This window comes from Companilactobacillus zhachilii (assembly GCF_003606365.2).
In the GTDB taxonomy this organism is placed as follows: Bacteria; Bacillota; Bacilli; order Lactobacillales; family Lactobacillaceae; genus Companilactobacillus; species Companilactobacillus zhachilii.
Genome location: NZ_CP031933.2, coordinates 283,529 through 298,898, shown reverse-complemented (window position 1 = coordinate 298,898; position 15,370 = coordinate 283,529). Strand labels below are relative to the sequence as shown.

At 39.5% G+C, this 15,370-nt stretch carries 12 protein-coding genes and 3 rRNA genes; 4 read left to right on the top strand and 11 right to left on the bottom strand.

Going from position 1 to position 15,370, the window contains the following annotated elements:
- Positions 1 to 382 precede the first annotated feature (382 nt).
- Positions 383 to 952 (top strand): sugar O-acetyltransferase, encoded by a 570-nt coding sequence (locus D1B17_RS01315; RefSeq protein WP_120143573.1) that lies wholly within the window; start codon positions 383 to 385, stop codon positions 950 to 952.
- A 68-nt stretch (positions 953 to 1,020) separates the two neighbouring features.
- Here the strand turns inward: D1B17_RS01315 and D1B17_RS01310 are convergent, their stop codons facing one another.
- From D1B17_RS01310 to D1B17_RS01275, 8 genes are all read right to left on the bottom strand, one after another.
- Positions 1,021 to 1,629: an NAD(P)H-binding protein gene (locus tag D1B17_RS01310; protein WP_120143575.1), complete on the bottom strand. Its 609-nt coding sequence runs from the start codon at positions 1,627 to 1,629 to the stop codon at positions 1,021 to 1,023.
- A gap of 332 nt (positions 1,630 to 1,961) precedes the next feature.
- Positions 1,962 to 3,026, bottom strand: coding sequence for a baeRF8 domain-containing protein (locus D1B17_RS01305; RefSeq protein ID WP_120143578.1), 1,065 nt, complete (start codon positions 3,024 to 3,026; stop codon positions 1,962 to 1,964).
- 149 nt (positions 3,027 to 3,175) lie between these two features.
- Complete coding sequence (locus tag D1B17_RS01300; RefSeq protein WP_120143580.1) at positions 3,176 to 4,021, bottom strand: aldo/keto reductase; 846 nt, start codon at positions 4,019 to 4,021, stop codon at positions 3,176 to 3,178.
- A 68-nt stretch (positions 4,022 to 4,089) separates the two neighbouring features.
- Positions 4,090 to 4,623, bottom strand: a complete 534-nt coding sequence (locus D1B17_RS01295) for a GNAT family N-acetyltransferase (RefSeq protein WP_205880151.1) — start codon at positions 4,621 to 4,623, stop codon at positions 4,090 to 4,092.
- Between the two features lie 213 nt (positions 4,624 to 4,836).
- Positions 4,837 to 4,953, bottom strand: a 5S ribosomal RNA gene (gene rrf / locus D1B17_RS01290).
- Positions 4,954 to 5,036: 83 nt separating this feature from the next.
- Positions 5,037 to 7,954, bottom strand: a 23S ribosomal RNA gene (locus D1B17_RS01285).
- 175 nt (positions 7,955 to 8,129) lie between these two features.
- Positions 8,130 to 9,696 (bottom strand): 16S ribosomal RNA (locus D1B17_RS01280).
- The 16S, 23S and 5S rRNA genes sit together here, the layout of an rRNA operon.
- Positions 9,697 to 10,314: 618 nt before the next feature.
- Positions 10,315 to 11,334, bottom strand: coding sequence for a YeiH family protein (locus D1B17_RS01275; protein WP_120143583.1), 1,020 nt, complete (start codon positions 11,332 to 11,334; stop codon positions 10,315 to 10,317).
- A gap of 100 nt (positions 11,335 to 11,434) precedes the next feature.
- On the opposite strand from D1B17_RS01275, the gene D1B17_RS01270 reads away from it, so the two are divergent.
- Complete coding sequence (locus tag D1B17_RS01270; RefSeq protein ID WP_120143585.1) at positions 11,435 to 12,280, top strand: LysR family transcriptional regulator; 846 nt, start codon at positions 11,435 to 11,437, stop codon at positions 12,278 to 12,280.
- Here D1B17_RS01270 and D1B17_RS01265 read toward each other — a convergent pair.
- The 3 genes from D1B17_RS01265 to D1B17_RS01255 are packed head-to-tail and all read right to left on the bottom strand — an operon-like array spanning position 12,277 to position 13,683.
- Positions 12,277 to 12,861 (bottom strand): peptidylprolyl isomerase, encoded by a 585-nt coding sequence (locus D1B17_RS01265; protein WP_120143587.1) that lies wholly within the window; start codon positions 12,859 to 12,861, stop codon positions 12,277 to 12,279. The two genes, D1B17_RS01270 and D1B17_RS01265, sit on opposite strands and share 4 nt — an antisense overlap.
- Before the next feature lie 30 nt (positions 12,862 to 12,891).
- Positions 12,892 to 13,416: a GNAT family N-acetyltransferase gene (locus D1B17_RS01260; protein WP_120143590.1), complete on the bottom strand. Its 525-nt coding sequence runs from the start codon at positions 13,414 to 13,416 to the stop codon at positions 12,892 to 12,894.
- A gap of 60 nt (positions 13,417 to 13,476) precedes the next feature.
- Complete coding sequence (locus D1B17_RS01255) at positions 13,477 to 13,683, bottom strand: DUF3955 domain-containing protein (protein ID WP_120143592.1); 207 nt, start codon at positions 13,681 to 13,683, stop codon at positions 13,477 to 13,479.
- Positions 13,684 to 13,810: 127 nt separating this feature from the next.
- Between D1B17_RS01255 and D1B17_RS01250 the strand changes: the two genes are divergently transcribed.
- Positions 13,811 to 14,062, top strand: a complete 252-nt coding sequence (locus tag D1B17_RS01250; protein WP_120143594.1) for a hypothetical protein — start codon at positions 13,811 to 13,813, stop codon at positions 14,060 to 14,062.
- Positions 14,063 to 14,307: 245 nt separating this feature from the next.
- The gene (locus D1B17_RS01245; RefSeq protein WP_120144328.1) at positions 14,308 to 15,111 is read left to right on the top strand and encodes a mechanosensitive ion channel family protein; all 804 of its coding nucleotides are present in this window, start codon (positions 14,308 to 14,310) and stop codon (positions 15,109 to 15,111) included.
- Positions 15,112 to 15,370 lie beyond the last annotated feature (259 nt).

Here is a 15,370-nt window from a genome sequence, read left to right as displayed (position 1 = left end):
TCCTTACTTCACTTATAATAATAAAAGCGCTTACATGACTTTCATACACAGATTTATATATTATCATTAGTATACTTAGTGGTCCGCCTAATTGGTCAATACCGCTTGGTCATATATTATAATCTTTTGTAAGTAAACAACAGTATTATGAAATAATTAATATTCAAAAAATTAGCATAAAAGAGACAATTTTTTTATAAACGTTTCTTGCTTATATAATATTTAAAAGCAAGTAATCAATTTGTTACTGAAAATATCTCTTAAATTATCTTTTATCGTATTTCGTAATACATTAGTCAGAAGAACTAAATCCTCTAAAGCAAGCATTTTGTCATTGTGCTATGCTTAATACATGTCTATTTTGAGGAGAGATTAATTACAAATGAATATTGAAGAAGATTCATCGTACCAGCAAATGATCAATGGGGAGTTATACCTAGAGTCAAAAGACTTGGCTGCTTTACGTGATGACGTTCGGGTTAAATTAATGGAATACAACCGAATCGCCAACAATGACGAACGTAACAGCAAGATCAAAAGTTTGATGAAATCAGTCGGCGATAGATTCTTTGTTGAACCAACGATTTACTTTAGTTACGGAGTCAACATAACTATTGGTAACCATTTCTATGCTAACCACGATGTAATGATCTGTGACGAAGGTAAAATCACTATCGGTAATGATGTAAAGTTCGGCCCAAAAGTCGGTCTCTACACTCCACAACATCCCTTAGACCCATCGGTTCGTAGAACTGAGGCCGAAACTGTTGCTCCAATTACAATTGGTAACGATGTTTGGGTCGGTGGCGGTGCAAGTATCCTTCCTGGCGTTACTTTAGGAAATAACGTCGTCGTTGGTGCCGGATCTGTTGTAACACATTCATTCCCTGACAATGTGATTGTTGTCGGAAATCCTGCTCGTGTCTTAAGAGAAAATAAACCTAAAAACTAAAAAACAAATAAACTCCGTAATCCATTGAGATTGCGGAGTTTATTTGTTTTTTCAACTCTTTTAAAAATTTAAGCTTTACGACTAATAGCTAAACTATCGTGAGCACCTAATTTATCATTATGTGCCAAACGAACAATTAAGTCAGCCACACTACCACGAGAAACTTCGTCGGTTTCTGCCTGTTTACCGCTAGCAATAACCTCATAGTTATCAACATCTTTACCATCATCTAACCAAGTAGGACGTATAATTGTGTAATTTAAATCAGAAGCCTCAATTACACCAACTACTTGCTTATATGGTGCTAATATCTTTTCATCAGTTAAATTACCTGATGCACCATTTGTTACTGGTACTTCGTTGCAAAGTCCCATTGATGTTAAGAATAAGAAACGTTTTACACCATACTTATCCATCGCATCAATAATCTTTTGGATCAAGCGTTCCTCATTACTATCGAGTGAAACAATTACCACATCGATACCCTTCATCGCATCATCCAAAATATTCTCATCAATAATGTCTCCTTGAAATACACGTTCGCGCTTTTCATCAATTGTTAAAAGATCAGTGTACCGTGCCATCAAAGTAATATTATCATCAGTTTTGTCCAAAAAGAATTTCGCTGCAGTTTGTCCCATTAAACTCGTTGCACCAATAATCAATACATTTGCCATTTACTCTACCTCCGATTTTTTTACCTCTCTGTTACCTCTTCTATCCTAACTCTTTCTAAAAAATCTTGCTGAACTGAACGCAAAAAAATAAATTTGGGATCAACCATAGCTCTTTCACCTCAAAACAAATAACCCCAGCAATCCAAAAGTGGATTACTGGAGTCATTTGCCTTAATACTCGAAAGCTGACCATGTTTCGTCTCACTTTCATTAGGCTCTAAACCAAGTTTCATAGCTCATTCTCCAAAGCTGCTTTTTCCTTATTTTCAAGGAATTTAGCAATACCACAAGCTGTGATATCACAAGGATGGTGTGCTCCATCGCTAGTCAAACTAATACAAAATTGCGTTCATACTAGGATAACTATTGTCGCCAGGTGTATATAAAACGCGACAATTGATTTTATTGATCAAGGATTTTATCAGTAATTTATTGTGTTCAACTGAATATGAACTACCATCATTAAACGAAACTAACGATTTAACATCCCGATTGTTTAAAGCAGAATCGATAATACTCAAGTCATTAATAACACGGTTCTTCCGGTCTGCTGCTTGAACATCATTTTTAACTTGTTCAACTTCAGCAACTCTCTCAAAGGCAAAGTAATCATTAACTCTTTCCGACAATTCAGCATGCGACAAGTTACTAACGGACCCACGCATAATGCCGCCGATATAAGGACTATGTTCATAGGTGTTTAAATAAACATCTAATGTCTCTGGTAAGCCTGCTAGAACAAATGTATAACCATGTGCTCGGTGAAGTTTTGCTAATTCGTTATCTAAATATTGATAGTAAATTTTTTGATCCTTTTGCTGCTCTTCTGACTTTGTTCGGTGACCATGATAATTTGCAGTCATGCCACCATATGAACCGGAATTCAAATTGGAGTTGGCGTCAAAATCAGAATAGTAATCTGAAAAGCGGGTGTGAAGTCCCTCTAATTCAACCTCCTTCAAACTATTAATATCAAAGACGTGGATGCGGTCACGACTTATATTAAGCAAGTAATCTGGTCTCTTAATGTTTTCTTCAGGGAGTAAGAGATCTTGAATCAAGAAAGTATTACCAACATGTTCTTTCGCTAAAACTGTATGTTCCATCTTACAGATTTCCATCTGTTCATTGTTGGCAAAAATCAATAAAGCTTTTTTGGCACTGTTCCATAAATTTCGGTCAAGAATTAAGGATTCTAAATTTTTAGCTGCATTATTCCATTCCCGACGTGGATAATTTAGTTCTAAATCTTTTTTGACATCTTTTAGAAGATTTTTGTAGGCTAACAAGTTGGTTTCTGCCTGAGGAGTTTCCGGATGAATCGGTAAGATAATGCTGATTTTTGGTTCCAAATCGGATGTTAAAAGCTTCATTAAGTTATCGTTTTTTAATTTCATAGTTCTCTCCTTTATCTAAAATCTAATCGTTATCATTAGTATATCCATATATTAGCATGATATATGTTAACCTGTCTAATATTAACCATAAAATTTTTTATACAAAAAAGACCTGCAATTCCAAGGACGGAATTACAAGTCTTATTAAATTATCCTTGTGTAGGATTGTGGAAATGTGATGGTGCTGTATCAGGCATAGTATTCAACATCTTCATATCTTCAGCACTAATTTCAAAGTCTAACTTAGTATTAGCAACGATATGTTCCTTATGAACAGCCTTAGGTAAAGGCAAGACACCATTTTGAATAACAAATTGAATAGCTAGTTGTGGCACGCTGACATTGTATTTCTCAGCAATCTTCAAAACATCCTTATTATTAATCAATCCACCAGTAGCAAGTGGTGAATATGCCTCAACCAAAATATCATTCTTTTTGGCAAATTCAGTAATCTTAGGTTCCGTGAAACCAATGTAGTATTGAATTTGGTCAACCATTGGTTTAATAGTAGCTGTCTTCATAACATTTTGAAGATCATGTACATTAAAGTTTGAAACACCAACAGCTTTTACGCGACCAGATTTATAAATTTCTTCCATAGCGCGCCATACTTCAAGGTTTTCCTTGTCATAGTTAGCACCAATTTCACCCCATGGCCATGGAGCATGAACCAAATAAAGATCCAAATAATCGAGATCCAAGTTCTTCATGGTTGTCTCAAAATCTGCTAGTGCACCCTTGTAGGATTTAGTTTCAGCAGGCAATTTAGAAGTTACAAATAAGTTCTCACGCTTAACTCCAGAATCCTTGATACCTTGACCGACTTCAACTTCATTACCATAAACAAGAGCTGTATCAATATGTCTGTAGCCAGTTTCAATCGCATCATTCACAGCTTTTCTTGCTTGATTAGCAGGAATTTGCCAAGTACCAAATGCTACTTTAGGAATTTTTACACCATTATAAATATCAAATGTATCAGTTAATTTTGTCATAAAAATGCTCCCTTCACTATGAAAGAATCATAAACCTTAGAGGTAACTCTAAGTCAAATATTTTAGTCTTATTTATATGGAATTAGTTTTTGCATCTTTTCCACATGTGGATTCAACGATTTTTCCATCCAAGTTATGTCCAACCAACGATTAAATTTAAAACCAACTTTGTGGAAAACTCCAGCTTCTTGATAACCAAGCTTTTTGTGAAATCTAATACTGGCAGCATTCTCTTGGGTGATACAGGCCATCAAATTGACGACTCCTTGTTGCTTTAACACTCGTTCTAAATGCTGATATAACTTAGTTCCTAAGCCATGTCCCTTATAATTTTGGTCAATATAAATACTAACCTCAACAGTCCATTCATAAGCTGCCCTAAGTTTATAGGAATGGGCATAAGCATAACCTAAAATTTTATTATTCTCATCGATTGCAACTAAGTATGGAAATTTTGCAGAAATATCCCGTATCCGTTGCTTAAAGTCTTCTATTGTAGGAATAACATCTTCAAAAGTAATTGTTGTATCAGTGACGTATGGAGCATAAATATCTAATAATTCTGACGCATCATTCTCTGTCGCTTGTCTAATTTTAATCATTTTAATATCCAACCTAAAAAGGATTTAATAACTGAATATTATAAACTTTTTATTGTCTTTTTGGCACAAAAAGAGCCGTTTATGATCCCGGTAGGGGCATAAACGGCTCTTTGATTGACGGAGAGTAGGGGGTTCGAACCCTTCCTGATCTCCAAAGACTACTTCTTTTAGATACGAAAAAAGGAACTGACTTCCGTCAATCCCTTATCATTAGCGTGGCAACTCCCTATCCTCGCGGGTAGTTTCCCACCAACTACTTTCGGCGCGGAGAAGCTTAACTTCTGTGTTCGGCATGGGAACAGGTGTATCCTTCTCACTATCGCCACCACACTATTTTCGCTCGTACCTTCAAAACTAGATATTAAGTTAATGAATTAAATCTTGAATCACTTCAAACTGCTGTAAACTCTTACTCGATTAAGTCCTCGATCTATTAGTACTGCTCAGCTCCATGTATCGCTACACTTCCACCCGCAGCCTATCTACGTCATATTCTCTAACGGATCTTACTTCCTTAACGGAATGGGAAATCTCATCTCGAGGGGGGCTTCACACTTAGATGCTTTCAGCGTTTATCCCGTCCATACGTAGCTACCCAGCGATGCGCCTGGCGGCACAACTGGTACACCAGAGGTATGTCCATCCCGGTCCTCTCGTACTAAGGACAGCTCCTCTCAAATTTCCTACGCCCGCGACGGATAGGGACCGAACTGTCTCACGACGTTCTGAACCCAGCTCGCGTACCGCTTTAATGGGCGAACAGCCCAACCCTTGGGACCGACTACAGCCCCAGGATGCGATGAGCCGACATCGAGGTGCCAAACCTCCCCGTCGATGTGAACTCTTGGGGGAGATAAGCCTGTTATCCCCAGGGTAGCTTTTATCCGTTGAGCGATGGCCCTTCCATATGGTACCACCGGATCACTAACTCCGACTTTCGTCCCTGCTCGACTTGTCAGTCTCGCAGTCAAGCTCGCTTGTACGTTTACACTCTGCGAATGATTTCCAACCATTCTGAGCGAACCTTTGAGCGCCTCCGTTACATTTTAGGAGGCGACCGCCCCAGTCAAACTGCCCACCAGACACTGTCCCCCACCGCGCTGAGCGGCGTGGGTTAGAGTTTTCATATAACAAGGGTAGTATCCCACCAATGCCTCCTTCGAAACTAGCGTTCCGAAATCAACGGCTCCTACCTATCCTGTACATGTCACACAAAAACTCAATATCAAGCTACAGTAAAGCTCCATGGGGTCTTTCCGTCCTGTCGCGGGTAACCCGCATCTTCACGGGTATTATAATTTCACCGAGTCTCTCGTTGAGACAGTGCCCAAATCATTACGCCTTTCGTGCGGGTCGGAACTTACCCGACAAGGAATTTCGCTACCTTAGGACCGTTATAGTTACGGCCGCCGTTTACTGGGGCTTCAATTCTCAGCTTCGCAAAAGCTAACTGATCCTCTTAACCTTCCAGCACCGGGCAGGCGTCAGCCCATATACGTCATCTTACGATTTAGCATAGACCTGTGTTTTTGATAAACAGTTGTTTGGGCCTATTCACTGCGGCTGGCTGTTACACCAGCACCCCTTCTCCCGAAGTTACGGGGTCATTTTGCCGAGTTCCTTAACGAGAGTTCACTCGCTGACCTTAGGATACTCTCCTCGACTACCTGTGTCGGTTTGCGGTACGGGTAGTTTATTTCTAACTAGAAACTTTTCTCGGCAGTGTGAGTTACTGTGCTTCGCTACTAAAATTTCACTCCCCATCACAGCTTGTCCTTAGAGATAAAAGCATTTGACTCTTATCAAGACTTACTGCTTGGACGCGCATATCCATCAGCGCGCACACATCATCCTCCTGCGTCCTTCCATCGTTCAAACAAAATAAACTAGTACAGGAATATCAACCTGTTATCCATCGATTACACCTCTCGGTCTCATCTTAGGCCCCGACTAACCCTGGGAGGACGAGCCTTCCCCAGGAAACCTTAGTCTTTCGGCCGACCAGATTCTCACTGGTCTTTCGTTACTCATACCGGCATTCTCACTTCTAAGAACTCCACTGCTCCTCACGGTACAGCTTCAATGCTCTTACAACGCTCTCCTACCACGTGTCTTACGACACATCCACAGTTTCGGTATCATGCTTAGCCCCGGTACATTTTCGGCGCAGAATCACTCGACTAGTGAGCTATTACGCACTCTTTGAATGAATGGCTGCTTCTAAGCCAACATCCTAGTTGTCTATGCGTTTCCACATCCTTTTCCACTTAGCATGAATTTTGGGACCTTAACTGGTGATCTGGGCTGTTTCCCTTTCGACGGTGGATCTTATCACTCATCGTCTGACTCCCGGGTATAGATTGATGGTATTCGGAGTTTATCTGAATTCAGTAACCCAAGACGGGCCCCTAGTCCAAACAGTGCTCTACCTCCATAATCCTAATCCCCGAGGCTAACCCTAAAGCTATTTCGGAGAGAACCAGCTATCTCCAAGTTCGTTTGGAATTTCACCGCTACCCACAACTCATCCCAGCATTTTTCAACATACACGGGTTCGGTCCTCCAATGCGTTTTACCGCATCTTCAACCTGGTCATGGGTAGGTCACTTGGTTTCGGGTCTACATCAACATACTAGATCGCCCTATTCAGACTTGCTTTCGCTACGGCTCCGACTTTTCATCTTAACCTTGCATGTTAACGTAACTCGCCGGTTCATTCTACAAAAGGCACGCCATCACCCATTAACGGGCTCTGACTACTTGTAGGCACACGGTTTCAGGATCTATTTCACTCCCCTTCCGGGGTACTTTTCACCTTTCCCTCACGGTACTGGTTCACTATCGATCACTAGGGAGTATTTAGCCTTGGGAGATGGTCCTCCCAGATTCCGACGGAGTTTCTCGTGTTCCGCCGTACTCAGGATACTGAATGGAGTGGGTCAGATTTCGTTTACGAGGCTTTCACTCTCTTTGGCCAAGCTTTCCAGCTTGTTCAACTATCGTCACCTTTTGTTCTCACAACATCAGTCCTACAACCCTAAAGAGCAAGCTCTTTAGTTTGGGCTATTCCCGTTTCGCTCGCCGCTACTCAGGGAATCGAATTTTCTTTCTCTTCCTGCAACTACTTAGATGTTTCAGTTCATTGCGTGTACCTCTTGATTGCTATGTATTCACAAACAAGTAAATATCCATTACGATATTTGGGTTCCCCCATTCGGAAATCCCCGGATCAAAGCTTACTTACAGCTCCCCGAGGCGTATCGTCGTTAGTTACGTCCTTCATCGGCTCCTAGTGTCTAGGCATCCACCGTGCGCCCTTTATAACTTAATCTTGACAAAATATGAAATTAATCATTTTTATCGCGCAGTTTTCGGTGTTTCTTTAATTCATTAATTCTTAATATCCAGTTTTCAAGGTACGAGTTTTTTGAGGGTAGACCCCTCAAAACTAAACAAAGTTTTAACAATTGTGTATTTCCGTTGATGCATAAGCATCATATCCTTAGAAAGGAGGTGATCCAGCCGCAGGTTCTCCTACGGCTACCTTGTTACGACTTCACCCTAATCATTTGTCCCACCTTAGACGGTTAGCTCCCCGAAGGGTTACCCCACCGGCTTTGGGTGTTACAAACTCTCATGGTGTGACGGGCGGTGTGTACAAGGCCCGGGAACGTATTCACCGCGGCATGCTGATCCGCGATTACTAGCGATTCCAGCTTCATGTAGGCGAGTTGCAGCCTACAATCCGAACTGAGATCGGTTTTAAGTGATTTGCTTGCCCTCGCGAGTTCGCAACACGTTGTACCGACCATTGTAGCACGTGTGTAGCCCAGGTCATAAGGGGCATGATGATTTGACGTCGTCCCCACCTTCCTCCGGTTTGTCACCGGCAGTCTCACCAGAGTGCCCAACTGAATGCTGGCAACTGATAATAAGGGTTGCGCTCGTTGCGGGACTTAACCCAACATCTCACGACACGAGCTGACGACAACCATGCACCACCTGTATCCATGTCCCCGAAGGGAAAGACTTATCTCTAAGCTTTTCATGGTATGTCAAGACCTGGTAAGGTTCTTCGCGTTGCTTCGAATTAAACCACATGCTCCACCGCTTGTGCGGGCCCCCGTCAATTCCTTTGAGTTTCAACCTTGCGGTCGTACTCCCCAGGCGGAGTGCTTAATGCGTTAGCTGCAGCACTGAAGGGCGGAAACCCTCCAACACTTAGCACTCATCGTTTACGGCATGGACTACCAGGGTATCTAATCCTGTTTGCTACCCATGCTTTCGAATCTCAGCGTCAGTTACAGACCAGAAAGCCGCCTTCGCCACTGGTGTTCTTCCATATATCTACGCATTCCACCGCTACACATGGAGTTCCACTTTCCTCTTCTGCACTCAAGTTTACCAGTTTTCGAAGCACTTCCTCGGTTGAGCCGAGGGCTTTCACTTCAAACTTAATAAACCGCCTACATTCTCTTTACGCCCAATAAATCCGGACAACGCTTGCCACCTACGTATTACCGCGGCTGCTGGCACGTAGTTAGCCGTGGCTTTCTGGTTGAATACCGTCAGTACGTGAACAGTTACTCTCACGCATGTTCTTCTTCAACAACAGAGTTTTACGATCCGAAAACCTTCTTCACTCACGCGGCATTGCTCCATCAGGCTTTCGCCCATTGTGGAAGATTCCCTACTGCTGCCTCCCGTAGGAGTTTGGGCCGTGTCTCAGTCCCAATGTGGCCGATTACCCTCTCAGGTCGGCTACGTATCATTGCCTTGGTGAGCTATTACCTCACCAACTAGCTAATACGCCGCGGGTCCATCCAAAAGCGATAGCAGAGCCATCTTTCAAGCTACGATCATGTGAAAGTAGTTGTTATGCGGTATTAGCACTTGTTTCCAAATGTTATCCCCCACTTTTGGGCAGGTTACCCACGTGTTACTCACCCGTCCGCCACTCACTCAAAACTGATTCATGAAGCAAGCTTCAATCATCAGCAGAGTTCGTTCGACTTGCATGTATTAGGCATGCCGCCAGCGTTCGTCCTGAGCCAGGATCAAACTCTCATATTAAAAGTTTGTGACTCATAAAAAATTATACTAGCGAATTGACTTCGTTGTAAATCCAACAAATAAATGTTGGCCTACACAATTTAGTGTTAAAACTTTGTTCAGTTTTCAAAGGTCTACCAGCTGATTAAGCGCTTACGCTCATCAGCGACTTAATTATTTTATCAAGCTGACAAATGAATGTCAAGAACTTTTTAAAATAATTTTTCTAACAAATTATCAATGAAATGATGATTTGTTAGAAGTTATCTCAACAGACAACTTAATTATCATATCGAAGTTACAAGACCAAGTCAAGAACTTTTTTAAAATAATTAATGGCGTTTGGAGAAGCGATAAAGCTTCAAACCGTTGACGCCGTTGCTCTGTCGCAACAACAAGATATATATTACCGTTAAAGATGTATCGATGCAAGTACTTTTTATGATTTTTTTCAATTTGTTTTACACAATTTAATCATTAACAAGTTTCTTCCTATTAATCAGCCCAAAACAAATCTCTCATAATTATTAATACAACTTTATTGCTTACTACTATATCACGTTTTCTAACTAATGGAAGTCCTATTTGTAAACGTATTAAAAAAACATCTATCAACCCTTACGGTAATAGACGTTTATTTTAAAAGAATGTTTTACTGGCAATAATAGTAAAGATCAATAGGACAACTGATGATGATAATGCCGCAATAACTGCTCTTTTACCACTACTCAAAAATACCTTGAAATTAACGCTCATCCCTAAAGCTGCCATTGCCATCCCCAAGACAATATATGCTAGCTTAACTAACCAAGCTAAAGCATTGCTTGGCATAGGAACAAATGTCCCAATGACACTTGCTAATAAGAATCCTGCCATAAACCAAGGAATAGGTAGTTTTCCTTTCTCCCCATCACCAGACTTATCTTGATGTTGATACCAGATACCAATCACTAAAGCTGCGGGGGCCAACAACAACACGCGTGATAGTTTTGTGATGATAGCTGCACTTAAGCTTATTGATCCGCCTGCGCCACCAGTTGCAATCGCATGGGCAATTTCATGTAATGAACCACCAGCCATAACACCAAATTGTGTTGCCGACATATGTAACAATGGTTTAATTGCAATTTCTATCAACGTAAAGACCGTTCCTAAGATGGCAACAATTGCCACTGCTAATACTTCATCATTATGTTTAGCCGTCTCTTCGGACTTGGAAACTTTAATTTGTGGCGAAATCCCCATCACGGCTGCCGCACCACAAATACCAGTGCCACTGGCTGTCAAAATAGCCAACCTTTTGCTGACACCTAACTTGCGGGCAATGTTGTAAGTTAAGAAAATAACTCCACTGACAATTACCATTGCTAACAAAATCGTTTTAACTCCAGCATGAGCTAGGTCAATCAAATTGAGCTTGAACCCTAAGAGGATAATTCCTAAACGTAAAAATTTGTTGGATATGAATCCAATTCCCATCTCAGCACTCACAATTGCAGGACGATAAAGTTGAAACATCATCCCTAATATTAACGAAATAACCAAAGCACCAATAATTGTTAGGTATGGCAATCCCCCTAACCAGCTACCAACAATTGAGCAAAACAAGGTCATCCCTAAAGCATAATAGAAACTCTTTTCAAAAAGTCTTGTATACATACTAATCTCCTCCATGAATTAGATGATAATATAGGAGACACATAAGTAAAAATTAGTATTTATTTCTGTATTATAAGTATTACTTATAAGGAGGATTTTCATGCTCGATAAACGTTATCAAACTTTGATCAGCTTAGCGGAAACACAATCATTCACTCAAACAGCCAAACAACTATTTATTACACAACCAGCCGTTTCACAACAAATAGCTTCGTTAGAAAGCGAACTTAAATTTCCACTAATTATCCATGAACATAATCGCATCACCTTGACTACTGCTGGCTTCAAGCTAGCTAATTTTGCTAAACAAACCAGTTTGGAAAGCCAAAAGGTTATCAGTTCACTTAAAACAGGAACCGAACATTTAAAAATGGGTTGTACACTCTCACTCAGTTCAACCATTCTACCGAAATTTATTCAACAACTTTCTACACGTGCTAATGTCGTCACAACGAAAATTAACAATACTCAACATATTCTCCAAAATATCCGTGATGGAAAAGTAGATTTCGGTTTAATAGAAGGAAACTTTGATAAAGAAGAATTCGATTCGTTCTTCGTTCAAAAAGAAAGTTTTATCTGTGTCACTCACAACAGTATCGGTGGAAATTCAATTGAAGACTTATTTAATCAGACTCTTTTATTGAGAGAACCGGGTTCCGGCAGCCGAAATATTTTTGAAAATTGGTTAGCAACTCAAAATTACCGAATTACTGATTTTAAGAACGTTATTGAAATTGCTAGTCCCTCCGCTATTGTCGAATTGCTCAAGCAAGGTTCTGGGATTAGCTTCATGTATCAATCATTAGTTGCAGACGAACTTAAATCCGAACAATTAAAAAAACTAGACCTAACGGGATTCCACGTGGAACATCCCATCAATCTAGTTTTTCTGAAGAATTCTTATTTTAAAGAAACATATCGAGAAATCGTTGAATCAGTTTAAGCTGAAATTTCAACACTTTCCATTACGATATCCTCTTTAGGTTTATCATTGCCATCACGTTTAGCACGAGCAATTTCACGAACAACATCCATGCCATCAATTACTTGACCAAAAACAGTATGTCTGTGGTCCAACCATGGCGTTCCACCGTTCTTATAAGCAGCAACGATTTCTTGAGGATAACCGGCATTTGCCATTTCTTTAATCATTCGCTTAGGCATATTTTGATTTGAAACGATGAAGAATTGGCTACCATTAGTGTTAGGACCAGCATTTGCCATTGAAAGTGCCCCATCTAAATTGAACAATTGGTCAGTAAATTCATCTTCAAAGCTTGAACCGTAAATACTTTCGCCACCCATACCAGTTCCAGTTGGATCGCCACCTTGAATCATGAAGTCAGGGATTACACGATGAAAAATAATCCCATTGTAATAACCCTTTTGAGCTAACTCAATAAAGTTTTTCACAGTCTTAGGTACTAGTTCATCAAACAATTGAATTTTAATTGTTCCATGATTAGTCTTGATTGTTGCCACACTACCTGTAGCATTTTCTAAATCTAATTGTGGGTATGTCATTTTTAGTTTCCCTTCTATATTAACGTTAAACTACTTTACCATATTTAACTCATATGCCAAACGTTTACCATCGATGGCATCTGGCACATAGATGATACCAGTATATTCAAAGCCAAATTCTTTAACCAAATGTTGCATTCTTTGATTCAATTTATGTGTATCGATTCGCATATGATAAATTCCTTGAGCGTATGTGTCACTGATCAAATTGGAAAAGAAAAACTTACTCAATTTCATACCACGATATTGCGATGAAATAGCAATCCGATGAATTGTTCCATAAGTATCAACTGTATCATGCCAAGCGCCTTCGATTTTGGCATAATTAGGATCTGCCGTTGTCATCAAAGTAGCTGTGCCGGCAACATTCCCATCAACTATCAAAACACGAGCAAAGCCATGTTCAATATCAGCCAACAACATTTCCTTATTAGGATGACCATCTTGCCATTGAGGACTGCCATCTGCTTTCAAAAGAGCCTTAGCTTCATTGATAATTTCCATAATCGCATCAATATCTGAAACTTCAGCTTTTCTCATATAAATTAGTGCCATCAATTATCCCTCTTAACCTTTGTTTACTATCTTTCTAAGATACACCTATTAGGGAATAATTTAATGATTTCGTTGATATAAATGTATTAATCCACTTATCAAACTGATTAATAAGAAGAAATAGCCCATGGGACTTAAAAAGAATGGTTCATGCAAGATACCATTACTATCAATAGACGATCCCAGCAAAGCTATTAATCCAAAACTACCAATACCCGCCAAAAATGTCACAATCATTGTGTACCAAGATAACTTCGTTTTTTCCATTCATTTCACCTCATTTTTACCATTAATATATCAGGTTTTAAAAAAATTACAATCCGTCAAAAACTATTGTCATGCGATAGAAAATGTTGTATTTTATTCCTCCAGAGAAGTTTGAGGGAGATATAATTTGATAACAGAACACATCCAAGAATATACTTTAGGTCAAGACGGACCTACTTTAGACATTACCATTACTGGCAATAGCGAAATTGATTATTCACATGATGATCTCAAAATCGCTGCTGCCATCAAGTTGATTGAATCTTGTGACAATCTAAACTTCACTTTACTATCAGGTGAACATGAACTATATAAAGATTTATCTGACAGACTCTACGTCGCCGTTGAAGATTTTGTACCCGGAAGTTATATGAATTAATTTTAAAGATAGTGAAACAAAACATGTTCAGCTTTCGAGCATTAAGGCAAACAGCCCCAGTAATCCGATTTTGGATTGCTGGGGTTGTTTGTTTTAAGCGGAAAAAGCTATGTTTTGTTGCACGTTTAAGTCAAAGATAGTTATGTCACAGCCCTTTTTTATTTTGTTATACTTAACATACAGTTTTTTCGAAAGGACTATCAATCTTGAAATTATCAGCAAGTTTCAACTCTCTAATAAAAGATATGTTTCTCAAAGTCGATTGGGAATCAGTTTTAGCACATATTGGCGGTGTTATTTTTCAATTAATCTTATTGACCATCGTCTTACTATTAATCAATTGGATCGGCAAAAAAATTATTCGTCATATTTTTAAAACTGGACTACGCGGCACTAAGGCATCTATTTCACCTAAGAAACTCGATACAATTTATACCGTCGTTCTCAACGTTTTCAAATATATCTTAATGTTCTTTTGGATCTATGCCATTTTATCAGCAATTGGTATTCCCGTTGGAACCCTAGTTGCTGGGGCCGGAATCTTCAGTTTGGCAATTGGTCTTGGTGCACAAGGTTTTGTTTCCGACATGGTCAACGGTTTCTTCATTCTATTGGAACAACAAATTAGTGTGGGCGATACGATTAAAATCAATGCGATTGAAGGTCAGGTAACTTATGTTGGTATTCGGACGACCCAGATTCAAAGTATCGATGGGACTTTAAACTATATTCCTAATCGTAATATCACCATCGTCAGCAATAAATCACGTAATAATATGCAAGCGTTAATGGAAATTCCAATTTTTAACGATTCACCATTTACTGAAATTACGAAGATTATTGAAGATATTAATCAGAATTTGGATTTAACTGAACTACAAATAACTAAACGTCCAACTATCCTAGGCTTTTCCAATCAAAACGATGGTACATTAACCATCCAAGTCACTGCTTACACTAAACCCGGCGCTCAATTTAAAGCTAGAAACGTTTTACTAGAAAAATATTTGTCAGCTATTAAAGCCGCTAAAATTGATTTGCCTAAATAAACTTCATTTAGGTAAATCAATTTTGATTATTGAATCGAATACGTGCGGTGGTGGTTAAATATGCCACCTCCAAGAGCAGGAAAATTAGGTCGCTGTGGGGACCTAATTTCTTGCTCTTTCCGGCTAGTTTATTATTTGGTTTGGAATCAATAGTAAATAATTTTAGGTATTATTTTAACATGAACGACAAGAACGATAGGATATGGAGTACATTTTGAATCTTTTGACTTCAAAAATGACTTCAAATCCATGGTCAAAA

Bases quoted from the DNA above. Each gene is read 5' to 3' on its own strand.
- D1B17_RS01315 (WP_120143573.1), top strand. From the start codon at position 383: ATGAATATTGAAGAAGATTCATCGTACCAGCAAATGATCAATGGGGAG.
- D1B17_RS01310 (WP_120143575.1), bottom strand. From the start codon at position 1,629: ATGGCAAATGTATTGATTATTGGTGCAACGAGTTTAATGGGACAAACT.
- D1B17_RS01305 (WP_120143578.1), bottom strand. From the start codon at position 3,026: ATGAAATTAAAAAACGATAACTTAATGAAGCTTTTAACATCCGATTTG.
- D1B17_RS01300 (WP_120143580.1), bottom strand. From the start codon at position 4,021: ATGACAAAATTAACTGATACATTTGATATTTATAATGGTGTAAAAATT.
- D1B17_RS01295 (WP_205880151.1), bottom strand. From the start codon at position 4,623: ATGATTAAAATTAGACAAGCGACAGAGAATGATGCGTCAGAATTATTA.
- D1B17_RS01275 (WP_120143583.1), bottom strand. From the start codon at position 11,334: ATGTATACAAGACTTTTTGAAAAGAGTTTCTATTATGCTTTAGGGATG.
- D1B17_RS01270 (WP_120143585.1), top strand. From the start codon at position 11,435: ATGCTCGATAAACGTTATCAAACTTTGATCAGCTTAGCGGAAACACAA.
- D1B17_RS01265 (WP_120143587.1), bottom strand. From the start codon at position 12,861: ATGACATACCCACAATTAGATTTAGAAAATGCTACAGGTAGTGTGGCA.
- D1B17_RS01260 (WP_120143590.1), bottom strand. From the start codon at position 13,416: ATGGCACTAATTTATATGAGAAAAGCTGAAGTTTCAGATATTGATGCG.
- D1B17_RS01255 (WP_120143592.1), bottom strand. From the start codon at position 13,683: ATGGAAAAAACGAAGTTATCTTGGTACACAATGATTGTGACATTTTTG.
- D1B17_RS01245 (WP_120144328.1), top strand. From the start codon at position 14,308: ATGTTTCTCAAAGTCGATTGGGAATCAGTTTTAGCACATATTGGCGGT.